The 16,372-nt window shown below is 56.3% G+C and carries 13 protein-coding genes; 5 read left to right on the forward strand and 8 right to left on the reverse strand.

Translation table 11 applies throughout. The annotated features are described in order from the left end of the window. The first annotated feature begins 123 nt into the window (after nucleotides 1–123). Genes K5Y33_RS05305 through K5Y33_RS05320 form a run of 4 tightly spaced genes read left to right on the forward strand, consistent with a single transcriptional unit; the run spans nucleotide 124 to nucleotide 4,608 of the window. Entirely contained in the window at nucleotides 124–2,742 is a 2,619-nt protein-coding gene (locus K5Y33_RS05305) for a YdbH family protein (RefSeq protein ID WP_222233383.1), read from the forward strand. Then, nucleotides 2,739–2,927, forward strand: coding sequence for a YnbE family lipoprotein (locus K5Y33_RS05310; protein ID WP_008106429.1), 189 nt, complete (start codon nucleotides 2,739–2,741; stop codon nucleotides 2,925–2,927). Before K5Y33_RS05305 ends, K5Y33_RS05310 begins: the two co-directional genes overlap by 4 nt. Before the next feature lie 11 nt (nucleotides 2,928–2,938). Next, complete coding sequence (locus tag K5Y33_RS05315) at nucleotides 2,939–3,259, forward strand: YdbL family protein (protein WP_101764307.1); 321 nt, start codon at nucleotides 2,939–2,941, stop codon at nucleotides 3,257–3,259. Between the two features lie 35 nt (nucleotides 3,260–3,294). Next, entirely contained in the window at nucleotides 3,295–4,608 is a 1,314-nt protein-coding gene (locus K5Y33_RS05320; RefSeq protein ID WP_222233384.1) for an MFS transporter, read from the forward strand. 5 nt (nucleotides 4,609–4,613) lie between these two features. Here K5Y33_RS05320 and K5Y33_RS05325 read toward each other — a convergent pair whose 3' ends face one another. The 3 genes from K5Y33_RS05325 to K5Y33_RS05335 form a co-directional block, all read right to left on the reverse strand. Continuing rightward, entirely contained in the window at nucleotides 4,614–5,273 is a 660-nt protein-coding gene (locus tag K5Y33_RS05325; RefSeq protein ID WP_222233385.1) for an NAD(P)H-binding protein, read from the reverse strand. A gap of 48 nt (nucleotides 5,274–5,321) precedes the next feature. Continuing rightward, on the reverse strand, nucleotides 5,322–6,026 hold the full coding sequence (locus tag K5Y33_RS05330; protein WP_222233386.1) for a GNAT family N-acetyltransferase: 705 nt from the start codon (nucleotides 6,024–6,026) through the stop codon (nucleotides 5,322–5,324). A gap of 88 nt (nucleotides 6,027–6,114) precedes the next feature. Continuing rightward, entirely contained in the window at nucleotides 6,115–6,714 is a 600-nt protein-coding gene (locus K5Y33_RS05335) for an FMN-dependent NADH-azoreductase (protein WP_137385853.1), read from the reverse strand. A 231-nt stretch (nucleotides 6,715–6,945) separates the two neighbouring features. Between K5Y33_RS05335 and hrpA the strand changes: the two genes are divergently transcribed. Continuing rightward, nucleotides 6,946–10,842 carry an ATP-dependent RNA helicase HrpA gene (gene hrpA, locus K5Y33_RS05340; RefSeq protein ID WP_222233387.1) on the forward strand — a complete coding sequence of 1,299 codons (3,897 nt, stop codon included), beginning with the start codon at nucleotides 6,946–6,948 and terminating at the stop codon, nucleotides 10,840–10,842. 183 nt (nucleotides 10,843–11,025) lie between these two features. Here the strand turns inward: hrpA and K5Y33_RS05345 are convergent, their stop codons facing one another. From K5Y33_RS05345 to rstA, 5 genes are all read right to left on the reverse strand, one after another. Continuing rightward, nucleotides 11,026–11,832: a serine protease gene (locus tag K5Y33_RS05345; protein WP_137385851.1), complete on the reverse strand. Its 807-nt coding sequence runs from the start codon at nucleotides 11,830–11,832 to the stop codon at nucleotides 11,026–11,028. Between the two features lie 278 nt (nucleotides 11,833–12,110). Continuing rightward, the gene (gene asr, locus K5Y33_RS05350) at nucleotides 12,111–12,578 is read right to left on the reverse strand and encodes an acid resistance repetitive basic protein Asr (protein WP_222233388.1); all 468 of its coding nucleotides are present in this window, start codon (nucleotides 12,576–12,578) and stop codon (nucleotides 12,111–12,113) included. A gap of 170 nt (nucleotides 12,579–12,748) precedes the next feature. Further along, nucleotides 12,749–14,236, reverse strand: coding sequence for a carboxypeptidase M32 (locus K5Y33_RS05355; protein WP_222233389.1), 1,488 nt, complete (start codon nucleotides 14,234–14,236; stop codon nucleotides 12,749–12,751). Nucleotides 14,237–14,248: 12 nt separating this feature from the next. Further along, the gene (gene rstB, locus K5Y33_RS05360; RefSeq protein WP_137385849.1) at nucleotides 14,249–15,559 is read right to left on the reverse strand and encodes a two-component system sensor histidine kinase RstB; all 1,311 of its coding nucleotides are present in this window, start codon (nucleotides 15,557–15,559) and stop codon (nucleotides 14,249–14,251) included. Continuing rightward, nucleotides 15,556–16,281 carry a two-component system response regulator RstA gene (rstA, locus tag K5Y33_RS05365; protein WP_101764317.1) on the reverse strand — a complete coding sequence of 242 codons (726 nt, stop codon included), beginning with the start codon at nucleotides 16,279–16,281 and terminating at the stop codon, nucleotides 15,556–15,558. Before rstA ends, rstB begins: the two co-directional genes overlap by 4 nt. Nucleotides 16,282–16,372 lie beyond the last annotated feature (91 nt).

Here is a 16,372-nt window from a genome sequence, read left to right on the forward strand (position 1 = left end):
TTTCCGCGTCATTTTGCTGTGCTTCAGCCAGACTATGTCGCTAACACCTTCATTTGCCGGACGTAACATGCCATCATTTGGCTCCTCGTCAGGATTGTGTAAAGAACAGGAACGTTAACTGCCATGACGCGTGGCCTTCGCCGAACACTTGCTGCGCTGCTGGCGCTAATATTGCTGCTATTGGGATTGCTGCTGACGCTCACGCAATGGTTGCCGCGTCTGGCCGGTATCTGGCTGCCTGAAAACACCCGAGTGGAACTCAACGGCACGCCGCGCTGGCAGCAAGGCGCGCTGCATTTCCCGGCGGTGCGCTATCTGGCGGGCGATTGTGTACTGGCAAACGTCAGTGATGCGGCGCTCGGCTGGCAGCAAAAGCGCTGGCAACTTAGCGCGGGAGAAGTCCAACTCAACAGCGACTGCCTGCAATCGCTGCCGCACAGCGAAGCCAGCGGTGCGCCGCGCAGCCTGGCCGACTGGCAGAAGATGTTGCCTGGCGCCGATGTCCACCTGCAAAAAATCACCATTCTGCCGTGGCAACAATATGCCGGCCGTTTCGATCTCACCTTAAATAACGATGTGCAGCGGCTGCATTATCAGGGCGACAACCTGAGTGTGGATGCGCGGTTGCAAGGCCAGCTGCTGCAGATTGCCCAGCTGCAGCTCAGTCATCCTTTACTGCCCAAACCGCTCAACCTGCATGGCGATGTCACCTTGCCAACCTTTGCCGATGGTTTGCCGGTGGCGGGCGAACTCAGCGCTGATCTCAATATTGTGCAGTGGCCGCAGCCGCTGGCGCTGACGCTTAACTGGCGGCAACAGCAAGGCACCTTGACGGTGAAGCAGCAGGATGACGATCAGCCGCTGCTGCAGATGCCGTGGCAGGTCGATGAGCGGCAGATTCGTATTACGCAAGGTCAATGGCGCTGGCCGCAGGCCGATCAGCCGCTATCGGGTGGCGTGGCAGTAACGCTGGAAAACTGGCAGCAAGGACTGGAAAACACGCTGGTCAGCGGGCGATTTAATTTGCTGACGCAAGGGCGCGGCGGTAAAGGCAATCTGGTATTAAGCGTTGGCCCTGGCAAACTGAGCATGGTCGATAGCGCCTTGCCGTTCCAGTTGACCGGCGAGAGCAAATTCGCCGATCTGCAGCTGTTTGGCAGCATGCCGGGCTTACTGCACGGCGTGCTGACCGATCCGCAATTGACCCTGAAACAAGGCGCGCTGCTGCGTTTGCGCGGTCGCTTGCTCTCAACGCTGGAAGTGGATGAAGCGCGCTGGCCGCTGGCGGGCGTGACGGTGGCGTCGAGCGGAATTAATGGTCGCCTGCAGGCGATACTTAAGGCACACGATCCCAGCTTTGGTCGCTTCAGGTTGCATCTCGATGGCCGCGCCAGCGATTTCTGGCCCGACAGCGGCGTGTGGAACTGGCGTTATTGGGGGGACGGCCTGATCGAGCCGCTCACCGCCAAATGGGACGTGAAGGGCACCGGCAGCTGGCAGGACACCTTGATCAGCCTCGACACGCTGAATACCGGTTTCGATAAGCTGGCGTACGGCATGGTGCAAGTGGCTAAACCGCGCCTGACGCTCAATGCGCCGGTGCGCTGGCAACGCGATCCTGCGCATCCGGCGTTTAACGGTGGCTTCACACTAAAATCCGGTCAAACCCAGTTCAGCTACGGCGGCTGGCTGCCGCCATCAGAACTTAATTTTGAAGCCAAAGGCAGCGATCCCAGCCAGTTTATCTGGCGCGGTCAGCTGACGGCGGAGGATATTGGCCCGGTACGCGTGCATGGCCGCTGGGACGGCGAACGTCTGCGCGGCGAAGCCTGGTGGCCGGCGCAATCTTTGACGGTGTTCCAGCCGCTGCTCAGCAGCGATTTAAAAATGCGTATCCAATCGGGTGAACTGCGCGCGCAGGTGGCATTCTCGGCGGCTAGCGAGCAGGGCTTTGAAGCGGGCGGTCACTGGACGGTGAAAAACGGCAGCCTGTGGATGCCGGACAGTGAAATCAACGGCATCGATTTCTCGCTGCCGTTCCGGCTGAAGGATCATCAATGGCAGCTTGGACGGCGCGGCCCGGTTTCACTGCGTATCGCCGAAGTAAAAAATCAGTTCTCGCTGCAAAACATCACCGCCGATTTGCAAGGTCACTATCCATGGCAGGAGCGCCAGCCGTTAACGCTCAGCAACGTCAATCTGGATCTGTTAGGCGGACACGTCAGCATGCCCGAACTGCGCATGCCACAGCATCAAGCGGCGCGCGTCTCGCTGAAGGAGATCAATCTCAGCAAGCTGGTCAGCGCGATCAAACCCAAGCAGTTTGCCATGTCTGGCAAGGTCAATGGCGAATTGCCGCTGTGGGTGAATAATCCGCAATGGCTGGTTGAAAAGGGCTGGATCGCCAACAGCGGTCCGCTCACCTTCCGGCTGGATAAAGATATGGCGGACGCGATTGTCAGCAATAACTTTGCGGCCGGAGCGGCGCTGGATTGGCTGCGCTACATGGAAATCTCGCGTTCATGGGCCACTATCGATCTGGATAACTTCGGCAATCTGATCATGCAATCGGAAGTGAAAGGCGTCAGCCAGTTCAGTAACCGCCGACAGACCGTTAATCTAAACTACCGGCATCAGGAAAATTTGTTCCAGCTGTGGCGCAGCCTGCGCTTTGGCGATAATTTGCAATCCTGGGTGGAGCAAAATGCCACCTTACCCTCGAAGAAGGATCCCCAACCATGAGCCTCAGGGCATTACTGGTGCTGGCAGCCTGGCTGCCGCTGATTGGCTGCGTGCCGCGCATTGAAGTTGCGGCGCCGAAAGAGCCCATCACCATCAATATGAACGTCAAAATTGAGCATGAGATTCACATCAAGGTGGATAAAGATGTGGAAGCGCTGCTGAAGAATCAGAGCGGACTGTTTTGAGGAGAAGCATGATGAAACGCAAGGGGATCGCGCTGCTTGCGGCGCTGCTGCTGATGCCGTCTGCCTGGGCGCTCACGCTGGATGAGGCGCGTCAACAGGGGCGCGTGGGCGAAACGCTCAGCGGCTATGTGGCGGCGCGTCAGCAGGACGAAGAAACGCTGGCGCTGGTCAAGCGCATCAACGATGGCCGCCTGCAGCAATATCAGCGCGTGGCGCAGCAAAATAACCTGACCGCCAGCGAAGTGGCGCGCATCGCCGGCGAAAAGCTGGTGAACCGCGCAGGTAGCGGCGAGTATGTGCGCGGCATCAATGGGCAGTGGCTGCGTAAGTAAGGTTGATCAGCAGATAATCTTTTTGGGAGCTTAAAATGCCAATGCCTCAAACGACAACGGATGCACAGAAGCGCGCCTTAATCGCCGGTTCAGTGGGTAATTTCATTGAATGGTACGAGTTTGCGGTTTATGGCTTTCTCGCGACGGTGATCGCGCAGAACTTCTTTCGCCTGCAAGGCGAAGCCGAGCTGACCGGCATTATTCTGACCTATGCTTCCTTCGCCATCGCCTTTTTCTTCCGTCCGTTGGGCGCAATATTTTTTGGCCGCATGGGCGATCGTATTGGGCGCAAGCCGACGCTGATTTTTGTCTTGATCATGATGACGCTGGTAACGACCGCGATCGGCATTATTCCCACCTATGCCAGCATTGGCGTGGCGGCGCCGCTGATCATTACCGGGCTGCGTATTCTGCAGGGCTTGTTTGCCGGGGGGGAATACGGCGGTGCGGTGTCACTGATGACAGAGTTTGCCCCCAAAGGGCAGCGAGGGCGTTACGGTGCCTGGCAATCATTCACCGTGGCGTTGGGCCTGCTGGCGGGCGCTGGCATTGTCGCGTTGCTGTCGGCGGTGTTGAGTGTGGATCAGATGCACAGTTGGGGCTGGCGCATTCCCTTCTTCCTCGCCTTGCCGATGGGGATGGTGGCGCTGTGGCTGCGCTACAGCATGGAAGAAACGCCCAGCTTCGTGCGTCAGCAGCAAACGCAAAAAGCGCATCAGCCAATGGCGGTCAGCGCCAGTTTTGGCGCGACGCTCAGGATTATCTTGCTGGCAATCAGCCGCGTGATGGTGTGGTCAGCGGCGGGCTATACCTATCTGGTGATCATGCCAACCTATCTGCAATCTTCGCTGCACACCGGCTTTAACCAGGCGCTATTGATTGCGGTGATCTCCAATCTTGGCTTTGCCGCCACCATCATTCCAGCGGGCATACTTAGCGATAAAATCGGACGCCGCAGCGTGATGGTTATCGCGGCATGTTTGTTGCTGGTGCTGGCATTACCGTTATTGAAAGTGTTGCAGGCCGATTCCTCAACGCTGTTGATCAAGGCGCTGGTGGTGTTTGTGGCGGGTGGAATTGTGGGATTGCTGGCAGGACCGGGCCCGGCAATGTTAGCTGAAATGTTCCCCACGCGCGTCCGCTATACCGGGCTGGGGCTGGCCTATTCACTCTCTAACGCGGTTTTCTCGGGGTGTGCCGGACTGATTATTACCTCCCTGATTAAGCAAACGGGGAATCTGGATATCCCCGCCTGGTACATTATGGTCACGGCTGCAATCAGTATTCCGGCGCTGATGACGCTAAACAAAAAAGACCATCTGCGTTCGCTGGATGAAGCAGATGGTTGAAGACGCTAGCGTGTTGCCAGTTGCTTAACCGCTTCATGTACCGGCACTTCACCGCCGGTTAATTCAATGATCACCCGGCTGACCGCCGGTTGATCGATGATTTCAGCCAGCGTCGCCGCCACGTCATCGCGAGGAATATCGCCATACGGGATGGCCAAACCAGCACGCACCCGGCCTTGGCCTTGCTCATCCGTTAGCGTGCCGGGGCGTAAAATCACCCAATCCAGATCGCTTTGCGCCAGCTCGACATCTGCTGCTTTCTTCACGCGCATGTAATTTTCGAAGCTGGCGGAGAGGCTTTTGTTTCTGCCGGCTTCAGGGAAAGCCGACACCAGCAGAAAGCGTGAGATGCCGGCCTGCTGCGCGGCAGCAACCGCGGTAGTTAATCCTTTGCCATCAATGGCGTTCGTCATCTCTTCACCGCCTTTGCCACCGGCACCGGCGGTAAAGACCACCACATCGCTGCCCGTCATCAAAGCGGCGAGGGATGTGGCGTCCAGCGCGGTTAAGTCGCCGTTAACCGGCTCCGCACCCCGTTCACGCAAAGGCTGCTCCTGTTCCGCTTTGCGAAACAGCGGGCGCGCAACGTGCCCGTTTGCGGCCAGCAGTGATGCCAGACGACGGCCTATGTTGCCTGCGCCGCCAATGATAAATACCTTGGACATGAGTACCTCTTCAATTGCGTGGATAACAGCGAGTCAGTATAGCCAACGTCAATCTGCGGAGAAAAAGCAGCGCAGCTTTTGCCTTTCGCGTCCGTGCTGATCCATATTCTCCACCGCCAGCCATTGGCTTAAAGCCTGCTGAATCGGCGGCCATTCACCATCAATGATCGATAACCAATCGGTATCGCGATTGCGCTGTTTGCGCGTCATGGCCTGACGAAAACGACCTTCAAAGGTAAAGCCGATACGTTCAGCTGCGCGTCGGGACGCCAGATTTAGGGAATCACAACGCCAAGCCACGCGGCGATAACCGAGCGCGAAGGCCTGCTGCAACAGCAGATATAACGCTTCACTGCCCAATACGTTGCGCTGCATCAGCGGCGACCAGGTCACATGGCCAATCTCAATCGCGCCGTTCTGCACGTCGATATTGGCGAAACAGACCGCGCCAACCGCTTGCTGATTAGCCTGATCGATCACCGCATAACTGACCAATCCACGGTCACCTATTTTGTTAGCAATCCAATCGTTCATCTCGACTAACGATTGCGGCTGCGATGCGCCAAGCCAGGTCCAGTCGCGATCGTCGGGTGCAAGCAAAAAGGCGGCAAGCAGGGCAGGCGCGTGATTGAGTTGAAGCGGTGTGAGATGGCAAAAGCGGCCAGTGAGAATAGCAGCGGGCGGGAAGATTGCGGGTTGCCAGTCGGGTAGCGCAAAACCGATAGGCTGACCATATTGATTGTGTTGTGTCACTTCATCTCCTTTCGCTGTGCTGAAAAATAACAGCAAAAAAATGCCCGCCAGTTAAGCCTGACGGGCATTGATCATGCGAAAAAAATGATTACGCAGCAACAATTTGTTTGATGGCGTCTTTTGCATCGTTAGCCGCTTTGGTCGCCACTTCTGGACCATAAGCGATGCCTTCCGCGAACACGAACTCCACGTTAGTGATACCGATGAAGCCGAGGAACAGCTTCACGTATGGGGTCAGCAGATCGCTGGCCGTATCTTTATGGATGCCGCCACGGCTGGAGAGGATCACCGCACGTTTGCCGGTCACCAGACCTTCCGGACCTGCTTCGGTGTAACGGAAGGTCACGCCAGCGCGGGCAATCAGATCGAAGTAATTTTTCAACTGAGTTGGAATGTTGAAGTTGTACATGGGTGCGGCAATAACCACGGTGTCATGGGCTTGCAGTTCAGCAATCAGCTCATCGGAGAGAGAAAGCGCTTCCTGCTGACGTGGTGACAGTGGGGCATCGGATGGGCGCAGCGCGCCAACCAGCTCACCATCCAGCACCGGAATCGGCTGCGCGGCTAAATCACGTACGGTAACCGAGTCACCTTTAGCGCGTGCTTCGTCAGCGTAGAAGTCAGCCAGTTGATTTGACTGAGAGTAACCAGCGAGGATGCTTGATTTCAGAACTAAAACTTTGCTCATGGTATTTTCCTGTGCGTTACGCGGTTGGCTTACCGCTCAATGCTTTACACTGTACGGAGTTAGCCCGCGGGGTAAAAGCGCAATATTTCGAGATCAATGTTCGAAATAATTGAATAACCTCGCACGTCCCGTTCAGGCAGGTGTTCCAAATTGTGCTATGATGCCGACCATTAATTGCTTGAATCCGCCGGGAAATCATCTGCCCGCTGCAACAACAGGTAACGCATCGCTATGTCATCATCCGACTCTTCACCTTTAGCCTCCCTCTGGCCGCGGCTCGATAATCTGACGCTGCGCGACAGTCAACGTCTGCGACGTCGACTGCTGGGCGCTGCAAAGGTGAAAAATCCTGCGGCGCGGCAGGGCATTGTGGCTGAACTGGAGCCGGAATTTGTCGCGGCGGAGCAACGCCTGGCGCAGCGCACGGCGGCGACACCGCGCATCACTTTCCCTGACAACCTGCCGGTAAGTCAGAAGCAGCAGGACATTGCTGATGCGATCAGTCAGCATCAGGTAGTAATCGTCGCGGGTGAAACCGGATCGGGTAAAACCACGCAGCTGCCGAAAATCTGCCTGGCGCTGGGGCGCGGGGTTAAAGGGCTGATTGGTCACACTCAGCCGCGTCGTCTGGCGGCGCGCACCGTGGCCAACCGCATTGCCGATGAGCTGGAAACCTCGCTCGGCGGCACCATCGGTTACAAGGTGCGCTTTAACGATCAGGTGAGCGAAACCACCCAGGTTAAGCTGATGACCGACGGTATCCTGCTGGCGGAAATCCAGCAGGATCGCCTGTTGCTGCAGTACGACACCATCATTATCGATGAAGCACACGAACGCAGTCTGAACATCGATTTCCTGCTCGGCTATCTGCGCGAACTGTTGCCGCGTCGTCCCGACTTAAAAGTCATTATCACGTCAGCGACCATCGATCCGCAGCGCTTCTCACGCCATTTCCACAATGCGCCGGTGATTGAAGTGTCCGGCCGGACGTATCCGGTCGAAGTACGTTATCGCCCAATGGTGGAAGAGGCTGACGACACCGATCGCGATCAGCTGCAGGCGATTTTTGATGCGGTCGATGAGCTGGGACAAGAGAGCCGCGGCGATATCCTTATCTTTATGAGCGGCGAGCGCGAAATCCGCGATACTGCCGATGCGCTGATGAAGCGCGATATTGCGCACACCGAGATTCTGCCGCTGTATGCGCGCCTGTCGAACGCCGAGCAAAACCGCGTGTTCCAGTCGCACAGTGGACGCCGCATCGTGCTGGCGACCAACGTGGCGGAAACCTCGCTGACCGTGCCTGGCATCAAATATGTTATCGATCCTGGCACCGCACGTATCAGCCGCTACAGTTTCCGCACTAAAGTGCAGCGCTTGCCGATTGAGCCGATTTCGCAGGCTTCCGCTAATCAGCGAAAAGGTCGCTGCGGCCGCGTTTCGGAAGGTATCTGTATTCGCCTCTATTCCGAGGATGATTTCCTCAGCCGCCCGGAATTTACCGATCCTGAAATTCTGCGTACTAACCTCGCCTCGGTGATTCTGCAGATGACCGCGCTGGGACTGGGCGATATTGCTGCCTTCCCATTTGTCGAAGCACCGGACAAGCGCAATATTCAGGATGGCGTGCGCCTGCTTGAAGAGCTGGGTGCAATCACGCTGAGTGAAGACGAAACCTACAAGCTGACGCCTTCGGGCCGCCAGCTCGCGCAGTTGCCCGTCGATCCGCGTATGGCGCGCATGGTGCTGGAAGCGCAAAAATTTGGCTGCGTACGCGAAGCGATGATCATCACCGCGGCGCTATCGATTCAGGACCCGCGCGAGCGTCCTTCGGATAAAAAGCAGGCATCTGACGAAAAGCATCGTCGTTTTGAGGATAAAGAGTCTGATTTCCTCGCCTTCGTCAATCTGTGGAATTACCTGCAGGAGCAGCAAAAAGCGCTCTCCAGCAATCACTTCCGCCGCTTGTGTAAAACCGAGTTCCTTAACTATCTGCGCGTGCGTGAATGGCAGGATATCTACACGCAACTGCGTCAGGTGGTGCGGGAACAGGGGATGCCGGTCAACAGCGAACCTGCGCCGTATCGTGAAGTGCACTGCGCTTTGCTTACCGGTTTGCTGTCGCATATTGGTCAGAAAGATAACGACAAGCAGGAGTTTACCGGCGCTCGCAACGCGCGCTTCGCCATCTTCCCCGGTTCCGGGCTGTTTAAGAAGCCGCCGAAGTGGACCATGGTGGCGGAACTGGTGGAAACCAGCCGTTTATGGGGCCGCGTTGCCGCACGTATCGATCCGGAATGGATCGAGCCGCTGGCGCAGCATCTGATTAAACGCAGTTACAGCGAACCGCACTGGGAAAAAGCACAGGGCGCGGTGATGGCGACGGAAAAAGTGACGCTTTACGGCCTGGCAATTGTGCAGGCGCGTAAGGTTAATTACAGCCGCATCGATCCGCAACTGAGCCGCGAGCTGTTTATCCGTCATGCGCTGGTGGAGGGCGATTGGCAGACGCGTCACGCGTTCTTCCGCAACAACCTGAAACTGCGCAACGAAATTGAAGATCTGGAGCACAAATCGCGTCGTCGCGACATTCTGGTCGATGATGAAACGCTGTTTGCTTTCTACGATCGCCGCATCGGCAGCGACGTGGTGTCTGCACGCCATTTCGATAGCTGGTGGAAGCAGGCCAGCAAAGAGAATCCGGATCTGCTGAGCTTTGATAAGCAAATGCTGATCAAAGACGGCGCGGACAAAGTCAGCCAGCTCGATTACCCCAATTTCTGGCATCAAGGCAACCTGAAACTCAAACTGAGCTATCAGTTTGAACCGGGCGCGGATGCCGATGGCGTGACGGTGCACATTCCGCTGCCGCTGCTGAACCAAATTGAAGAGACCGGTTTTGAGTGGCAAATTCCGGGCGTGCGCCGCGAATTGGTTATCGCGCTGATCAAATCGCTGCCCAAGCCGGTGCGCCGTAATCTGGTACCCGCGCCCAACTACGCCGAAGCGTTTCTCGGTCGCGTTACGGCGATGGAACTGCCGTTGCTGGATGCGCTGGAACGCGAATTCCGCCGCATGACCGGCGTCACCATTGACCGGGAAGCCTGGCAGTGGGATCAGGTGCCCGATCACCTGAAAATGACCTTCCGTGTAGTTGACGAACACAACCGTAAGCTGCAGGAAGGCAAAAATCTGCATCAGCTGCGGCTGCTGCTGAAAGGCAAAGTGCAGGAAACGCTGTCGAAAGTGGCGGATGATGGCCTGGAACAGAGCGGTTTGCACATCTGGAGCTTTGGCGATTTGCCGCAAAGCTACGAGCAGAAGCGCGGCAGCTATCAGGTCAAAGCCTGGCCGGCGCTGGTGGATGAAAAGGACAGCGTGGCGATTCGCCTGTTCGATAGCGAAGTGGAACAGCAGAAAATGATGTGGCGCGGTCAGCGTCGCCTGCTGCTGCTCAACATTCCGTCGCCAACCAAGTATCTGCACGAGAAGCTACCGAACAAAGCCAAACTCGGTTTGTACTTCAATCCCTACGGCAAAGTGCTGGAACTGATCGATGACTGTATCGCCTGCGGCGTGGATAAGCTGATGGCGGAGGCGGGCGGCCCGGCGTGGCAACAGGAAAACTTCGAACAGCTGCGCGACAAAGTGCGTGCTGATTTGAATGAAACCGTGGTCACCATCGCCAAACAGGTCGAACAGATCCTGACCTGCGTGTTCAATATCAACAAGTTCCTTAAAGGACGCGTGGATATGTCGCTGGCGCTGGCGTTAGGCGATATCAAAGCGCAAATGAATGGCCTGGTGTATCGCGGTTTCGTCACCGGCAATGGCTGGTCGCGTCTTGGTGATACGCTGCGCTATCTGCAAGGTATTGAGCGTCGTCTTGAGAAGCTGCCGGTCGATCCTCACAGCGATCGTGCGCGTATGCTGAAAGTGCAGGCGGTGGAGCAAGCCTGGCAGACGTGGCGGAATAAATTGCCGCCCCAGCGTCAGGATGATGCCGACGTGCAGGCGATTCGCTGGATGCTGGAAGAGCTGCGAATTAGCTATTTCGCCCAGCAGCTGGGCACGCCTTATCCAATTTCGGATAAGCGTATTCTGCAGGCGATGGAGCAGTTGAGTTAATTGTTAGATGGCGCGATAAATCGCGCCGCTAAGGAACTTAACATCGCACAAATATCGAAGAAGGCGGAAAGGCGGGGCCGCGGAGTAAAGCTTCCGCCGCATTGATGCGGCGGCAGAGGCCCCAGGGATGGGTCCACGACGACGTTACGCAGCGGCCCCGCCTTTTTGCCTGAGAGCGCCGAATTACTGAGCTAACTCTTCCAACTTATCTTTAAAGGACGGCACCGCAATCGCGCGGTTATCGGCACGGTAACGATCGGCCGGCGCGGGTGCTGAACTCTGTACCGCAATCAACTGCCACTCATCACCGTTCTTCAACAGCAGCGGCGAACCGCTGTCGCCCGGCAAGGTATCGCACTGATGCGACAACACTGCACGCTGCGCCCAACCGGTCACTAAACAATCGCTGTGCGAATAGAGCGTATCCAGGTGATCGGCCGGATATCCGGCTTGCGTCACTTTACGTTGCGTGGTTTTCAACGCGGCGGTTAAATCGCCACGCGAACCCTCAAACAATGGAATCGGCACAATACCGGAGGGCGGATTATGCAAAATAACCAGTCCATAATCGTAGGGTGCGGCTCCCGGCGGCACGATCCAGCCTTCGCCGTCTGCCTGCAACCGGCGCGCTAAAGAGGGTTCAACGCGCGCATCAATATCATGAATCTCGTAGCGCCAACCTTTCGCGCTGGCCATAAAACGCAGCGCCACCGGCTTATCAAACTTGCCGGGCGGAGCCAATAAACAGTGTCCGGCGGTCAACGCCAGATGGGCAGAAATCAAGGTGGCAGTGCAGAGGTTACCGCTTTCGGTCTCTAACTGACCGATGGCATCCCAGGGCGCGGCGCTCACGTCGCTAATCGCCTGGCGATGATCTTTGCCAAAGAACAACGTTTTGATGTCTTCCGGGCTTGGCCCATCTTCATCATCGGCATGTGCTGTGTGGGTAAAACTGAAAAGACCAACGAGTAACAGGATAGCCAGGCGCATAGTTCTCTCAATGGCGAGAATAAGTAGAAGTTGTTGTCATCACGCTTGAGCGATAACTATAGTCGGTGAGCGGTGAAAAAGGGAGAAATATTGGAGTAATCAGCACGCTACAACGACTAGATAAAAAAGCTGGCTGCAACTATGCCACAGAGGATCATCACAATCAGAATAATTTCGAAGCGATAGCGACGCACCATTTTTCGCTACTCCAGTAAATAAACACCCGGCATAACCGGGTGTTTTCAATCATCAATACGGTGTTGGCGCTAAAGGCGATCTTATTTAGCTGCTTTTTTCACTTTGTGGTGCTTTTTAGCAGCCTGAGCTTTCTGCGCAGCTGGCTTAGTTACTTTGTGGTGCTTTTTAGCAGCCTGAGCTTTCTGTGCAGCTGGCTTGGTTGCTTTGTGGTGCTTTTTAGCAGCCTGGGCTTTCTGTGCAGCTGGCTTGGTTGCTTTGTGGTGCTTTTTAGCAGCCTGGGCTTTCTGTGCAGCTGGCTTGGTTGCTTTTTTATGATGCTTTTTAGCGGCCTGAGCTTTCTGTGCAGCTGGCGCTTTCTTCTCTACTTTTTTGTGCTTCTTAGCAGCCTGCGCTTTCTGAGCAGCAGGTTTCTTATGGTGTACTGCTTTGTGTTTCGCTGGCGCTGCAGTGGTTGCTGGCGTTGCTGGAGCAGCTGTGGTCTCAGCAGCGAAAGCAACAGAAGACATACCCATAGCAGCGGCGATCACCAGTGCAAATAATTTTTTCATTGCAAAATCCTCGAACTATTTTTTCATGTGTAGCCCACTGCGGGGCCGGTGAAAACACTATATGAAAAACAATTCAGGCTTTCCGTGAGGCATTGGTATCGGCGTGTAACGGATTGTACAAAGCGGCGTAAAGGAAGTGAAAAGGGCGGCCGCATCGGCCGCCGCGCAGTTTACTCAGAGAGATAACGTTGTTCAAGGTGCTGACGGAAATAGTGTGGATTCAGCGCTTCGCCGGTGGCATTGATCAGCAGCTGCTGCGTTGGGAAACGGCTGCCGTGCTGCCAGATGTTCTGCTGTAACCAGTCAAACACTGGCTGCAACTCACCTTGCTGGATCAGCGTTTCAACCTGCGGAATGGCACGCTTCACCGCCTGGAACAGCTGGGCTGCATACATCGCACCCAAGGTGTAGGTTGGGAAATAGCCGAACGCACCGTCGGTCCAGTGAATATCCTGCATGCAACCATCGCGATAATTGCCACGCGTATCAATGCCCAACGATTGCTGCATCTTCTCGTCCCACAGCGCCGGGATATCATCAACCTCAATCTCGCCCTCAATCAGCGCGCGCTCGATCTCGTAACGTAAAATCACGTGCGCCGGATAACTCAGCTCATCAGCATCGACGCGAATAAAGCCCGGCTTGACGCGCTGCGCCTGACGAATAAAGTTGTTTAACTCCAGCGCAGGCTGATCGCCCATTAGCGCCACCACCTGCGGATGAACATGCTGCAGGAAGGCTTTACTGCGCCCCAGCTGCATCTCCATAAACAGGCTTTGCGACTCATGAATTGCGGTAGAACGCGCCTGCGCCACCGGCTGACCGCGCCACTGTTTTGGCAAATTCTGCTCGTAACGCGCATGGCCGGTTTCATGGATCACGCCCATCATGGCGCTGAGGAAGTCGTTCTCGTTGTAACGCGTGGTAATGCGCACATCTTCCGGCACGCCGCCACAGAACGGGTGCGCACTCACATCTAAACGGCCGTGATTGAAATCGAAGCCCAGCGTTTTCATCACACTCAGGCCGAGCTGTTTCTGCGATTCGATAGCGAACGGACCCACCGGCTGCGCGATCGGGGTTTGCTGCTGCTTCGCCACTGCTCTTTGTAGCAGGTCGGGCAACCAGCTTTTCAGATCGCCAAAGGTTTGATCCAGCTGCGCGCTGGTCATGCCAGGCTCAAACACATCCAGCAGCGCGTCGTAGCGCGATACGCCGAGTGCATCGGCACGCAGCTGCGCCTCTTGACGACTCAGCTTGACCACTTCTTTCAGATTGGCGGAGAAACCTTGCCAGTCGTTCGCCGGACGCTGCTGACGCCAGGCGTGTTCACAGCGCGAACCGGCCAGCGACTTGGCTTCAACCAGTGAGGCGGGCAGCAGCGTCGCTTGCTGCCAGGCGTGCTGCATCTCGCTCAGGTTAACCTGCTCGACATCATTCAATGATTCCTGCTGCGCGGCATCAAACAGCCCGCCGAGGCGTTTATCGGTCAGCACTTCGTGCATGAACACGCTCAGTTCGGCCATCGCTTCACCGCGCGCCTGGCTGCCGCCCGGCGGCATAGTGGTTTGCATATCGACACCGGCAATGGCGCCTAAATGGCCAAAGCGGGAGAGACGCTGAAAAGTGCGGCTAAGTTCTTGATAAGCAGAAGTCACGTAAAAAGCTCCTTATGACGGTAAGCGTGGCGCAATGTCCCGCAAGGGTAGATCAACCGGCCAGCAAAAGCGAACGCTGGCGCCGCCAAGCGGGCTGCTCTCAATCGAGACATTTCCCTGCATGGCCAGCGCAATGGAGTGCACGATCGCCAGACCCAAACCACAACCGCCGGTGGCGCGATCGCGGCTTGGATCGAGGCGTACAAAAGGTTCGAACACACGGGCGCGCTCTTCCTGCGGAATGCCCGGACCGTCGTCTTCCACCTGCAAACAGCCCAGCGCGCCATCAAACCATAAGCTGACGCGCAGGCGCTGTTGCGCATAACGCAGGGCGTTATTCACCAGATTATCCAGCACACGCTCCATCAGGCGCGTATCAGCGCTGCCGACGTTCTCCAGCTGCGGGATATCCAGCGCAATCTGCGTCTGCGGATTCATGGTTTGCACGTCTTCAATATGTACACGTAGCCATTGCGCAAGATCGAAGGATTGCAGATGAAGATCAACGCGCGGACGATCGAGGCGCGCATACGTCAGCAACTCCTCAATCAAACTCTCCAGCTGGCCCACATCGCGGTTCAGCGCGGCGGATTCCGTGGCGGTGAGGTTATCGCTCATCTCCAGCCGGTAGCGCAGTCGCACCAGCGGCGTACGCAACTCGTGCGCGATGCCGTCAATCAGCTGTTTCTTGCTGGCAACCAGCGTGTTGATGTTCTCCGCCATCTGATTAAACGCTACGCCAAGACTGTGCAGGCTGGAGGTGCTTTCAAAATGGGTGCGCACGTCGAGTTCGCCACGGCCAAAACGCTGCGCGGCTTTCTCTAGCCGCTGCATCTCTTGCCAGTGCGGACGCAGCCAGATAAACACCGGCAGCGCCAGCGACATCCCGATAAATGCCAGCAGCGCGATATCCAGGATGCGCATCTGATGCAGATAGAAAAGATACGGAATCGGGCCAACGGAAAGCACGTAGTGGCTGCGCGGAATATGCTGTAAGAAGGTGTACTGATCGTCAATCGCCACGATTTCCCCGGCGCGCAGGCGCTTCATGTCTGCATCACCCAGCTGATATTTGCTCATCGGCTCGATATTCAGATCAAACGACAGGTCAAGATCGAGGCTGCGAATGGTTTTGCTCCAGTCGCGCGGTGGGATCTCGCGCAGTTCGCTGCGCATCAAAAAAAGCGAGCTGGCCATCAAGTCGTTCATCGACTGGCGTCCGGCGCGTTCGGCGGTGAATTTGTATACCAGCCCAACCAGCAGCGTCATCACCAGAAAACAGACGAACAGCAGCAAATAGAACTGAATAAAGAGCTTTCTCATGCGGAACGGGTATCCCAGGCCTGCGGCGCGAACAGATAGCCTTTGTTACGGATGGTTTTGATGCGGAATGGCTCGGTGGCGCTGTCGTAGAGTTTTTTGCGTAAGCGAGAAATTGCCACGTCGATGCTGCGATCCATGCCATCGTAGGTCACGCCGCGCAGGGTTTTCAGCAGCGCATCGCGATTGAGGATCTGTCCGGCGTGATTCGCCAGTTCCCACAGCAGATCGAAATCGGCGGTGGATAGCACAATATTCTCCTCAAACAGCGTCACCTGGCGATTGAGCGAGTCGATGGTCAGGGAACCAAAACGCAGCACGCGTTGTGAGCTTTGTAGGGCGGGCGTCACTTCCGGCTGACCGGCATGCGCCTGACGCAGATGCAAACGCAGGCGCGCCAGCAACACCGCCGGCGGCGTGGTTTTGAGGATGTAATCGTTAGCGCCCATCTCCAGCGACAGAATGTGGTTCATGTCGCTATCGAGCGAGGTGAGCAGCACAATCGGACCTTGCCAGCTGGCACGTAGATCGCGGCACAGTGTCATGCCATCTTTGCCGGGTAACATGATATCCAGCATCACTAAATCGGGATCGTGCAGGGCGATGGTGGCTTCGGCGCGGTCACCGCGCGTTTCAACAATAACTTCAATATCGTGGCGGCCAAGATAAGCGGCGATCAGTTCGCCTACTTCTGGCTCATCTTCCACATAGACGATTTTGTTCATAATTCACTGTGACGGATGAGAATCTCAGCAGCATAGCTTTTCCTGGTCCTGAGCTCTACGCTATCGCACGAAATATCCCTGCGTGACTGGT

It is taken from the genome of Pantoea sp. DY-17, from assembly GCF_019795975.1.
Classification (GTDB): Bacteria; Pseudomonadota; Gammaproteobacteria; order Enterobacterales; family Enterobacteriaceae; genus Pantoea; species Pantoea leporis.

Excerpts from the sequence above, each read along its gene's own strand:
- K5Y33_RS05305 (WP_222233383.1), top strand. The coding sequence starts at position 124 with ATGACGCGTGGCCTTCGCCGAACACTTGCTGCGCTGCTGGCGCTAATA.
- K5Y33_RS05310 (WP_008106429.1), top strand. The coding sequence starts at position 2,739 with ATGAGCCTCAGGGCATTACTGGTGCTGGCAGCCTGGCTGCCGCTGATT.
- K5Y33_RS05315 (WP_101764307.1), top strand. The coding sequence starts at position 2,939 with ATGAAACGCAAGGGGATCGCGCTGCTTGCGGCGCTGCTGCTGATGCCG.
- K5Y33_RS05320 (WP_222233384.1), top strand. The coding sequence starts at position 3,295 with ATGCCAATGCCTCAAACGACAACGGATGCACAGAAGCGCGCCTTAATC.
- K5Y33_RS05325 (WP_222233385.1), bottom strand. The coding sequence starts at position 5,273 with ATGTCCAAGGTATTTATCATTGGCGGCGCAGGCAACATAGGCCGTCGT.
- K5Y33_RS05335 (WP_137385853.1), bottom strand. The coding sequence starts at position 6,714 with ATGAGCAAAGTTTTAGTTCTGAAATCAAGCATCCTCGCTGGTTACTCT.
- hrpA (WP_222233387.1), top strand. The coding sequence starts at position 6,946 with ATGTCATCATCCGACTCTTCACCTTTAGCCTCCCTCTGGCCGCGGCTC.
- K5Y33_RS05345 (WP_137385851.1), bottom strand. The coding sequence starts at position 11,832 with ATGCGCCTGGCTATCCTGTTACTCGTTGGTCTTTTCAGTTTTACCCAC.
- asr (WP_222233388.1), bottom strand. The coding sequence starts at position 12,578 with ATGAAAAAATTATTTGCACTGGTGATCGCCGCTGCTATGGGTATGTCT.
- rstB (WP_137385849.1), bottom strand. The coding sequence starts at position 15,559 with ATGAGAAAGCTCTTTATTCAGTTCTATTTGCTGCTGTTCGTCTGTTTT.
- rstA (WP_101764317.1), bottom strand. The coding sequence starts at position 16,281 with ATGAACAAAATCGTCTATGTGGAAGATGAGCCAGAAGTAGGCGAACTG.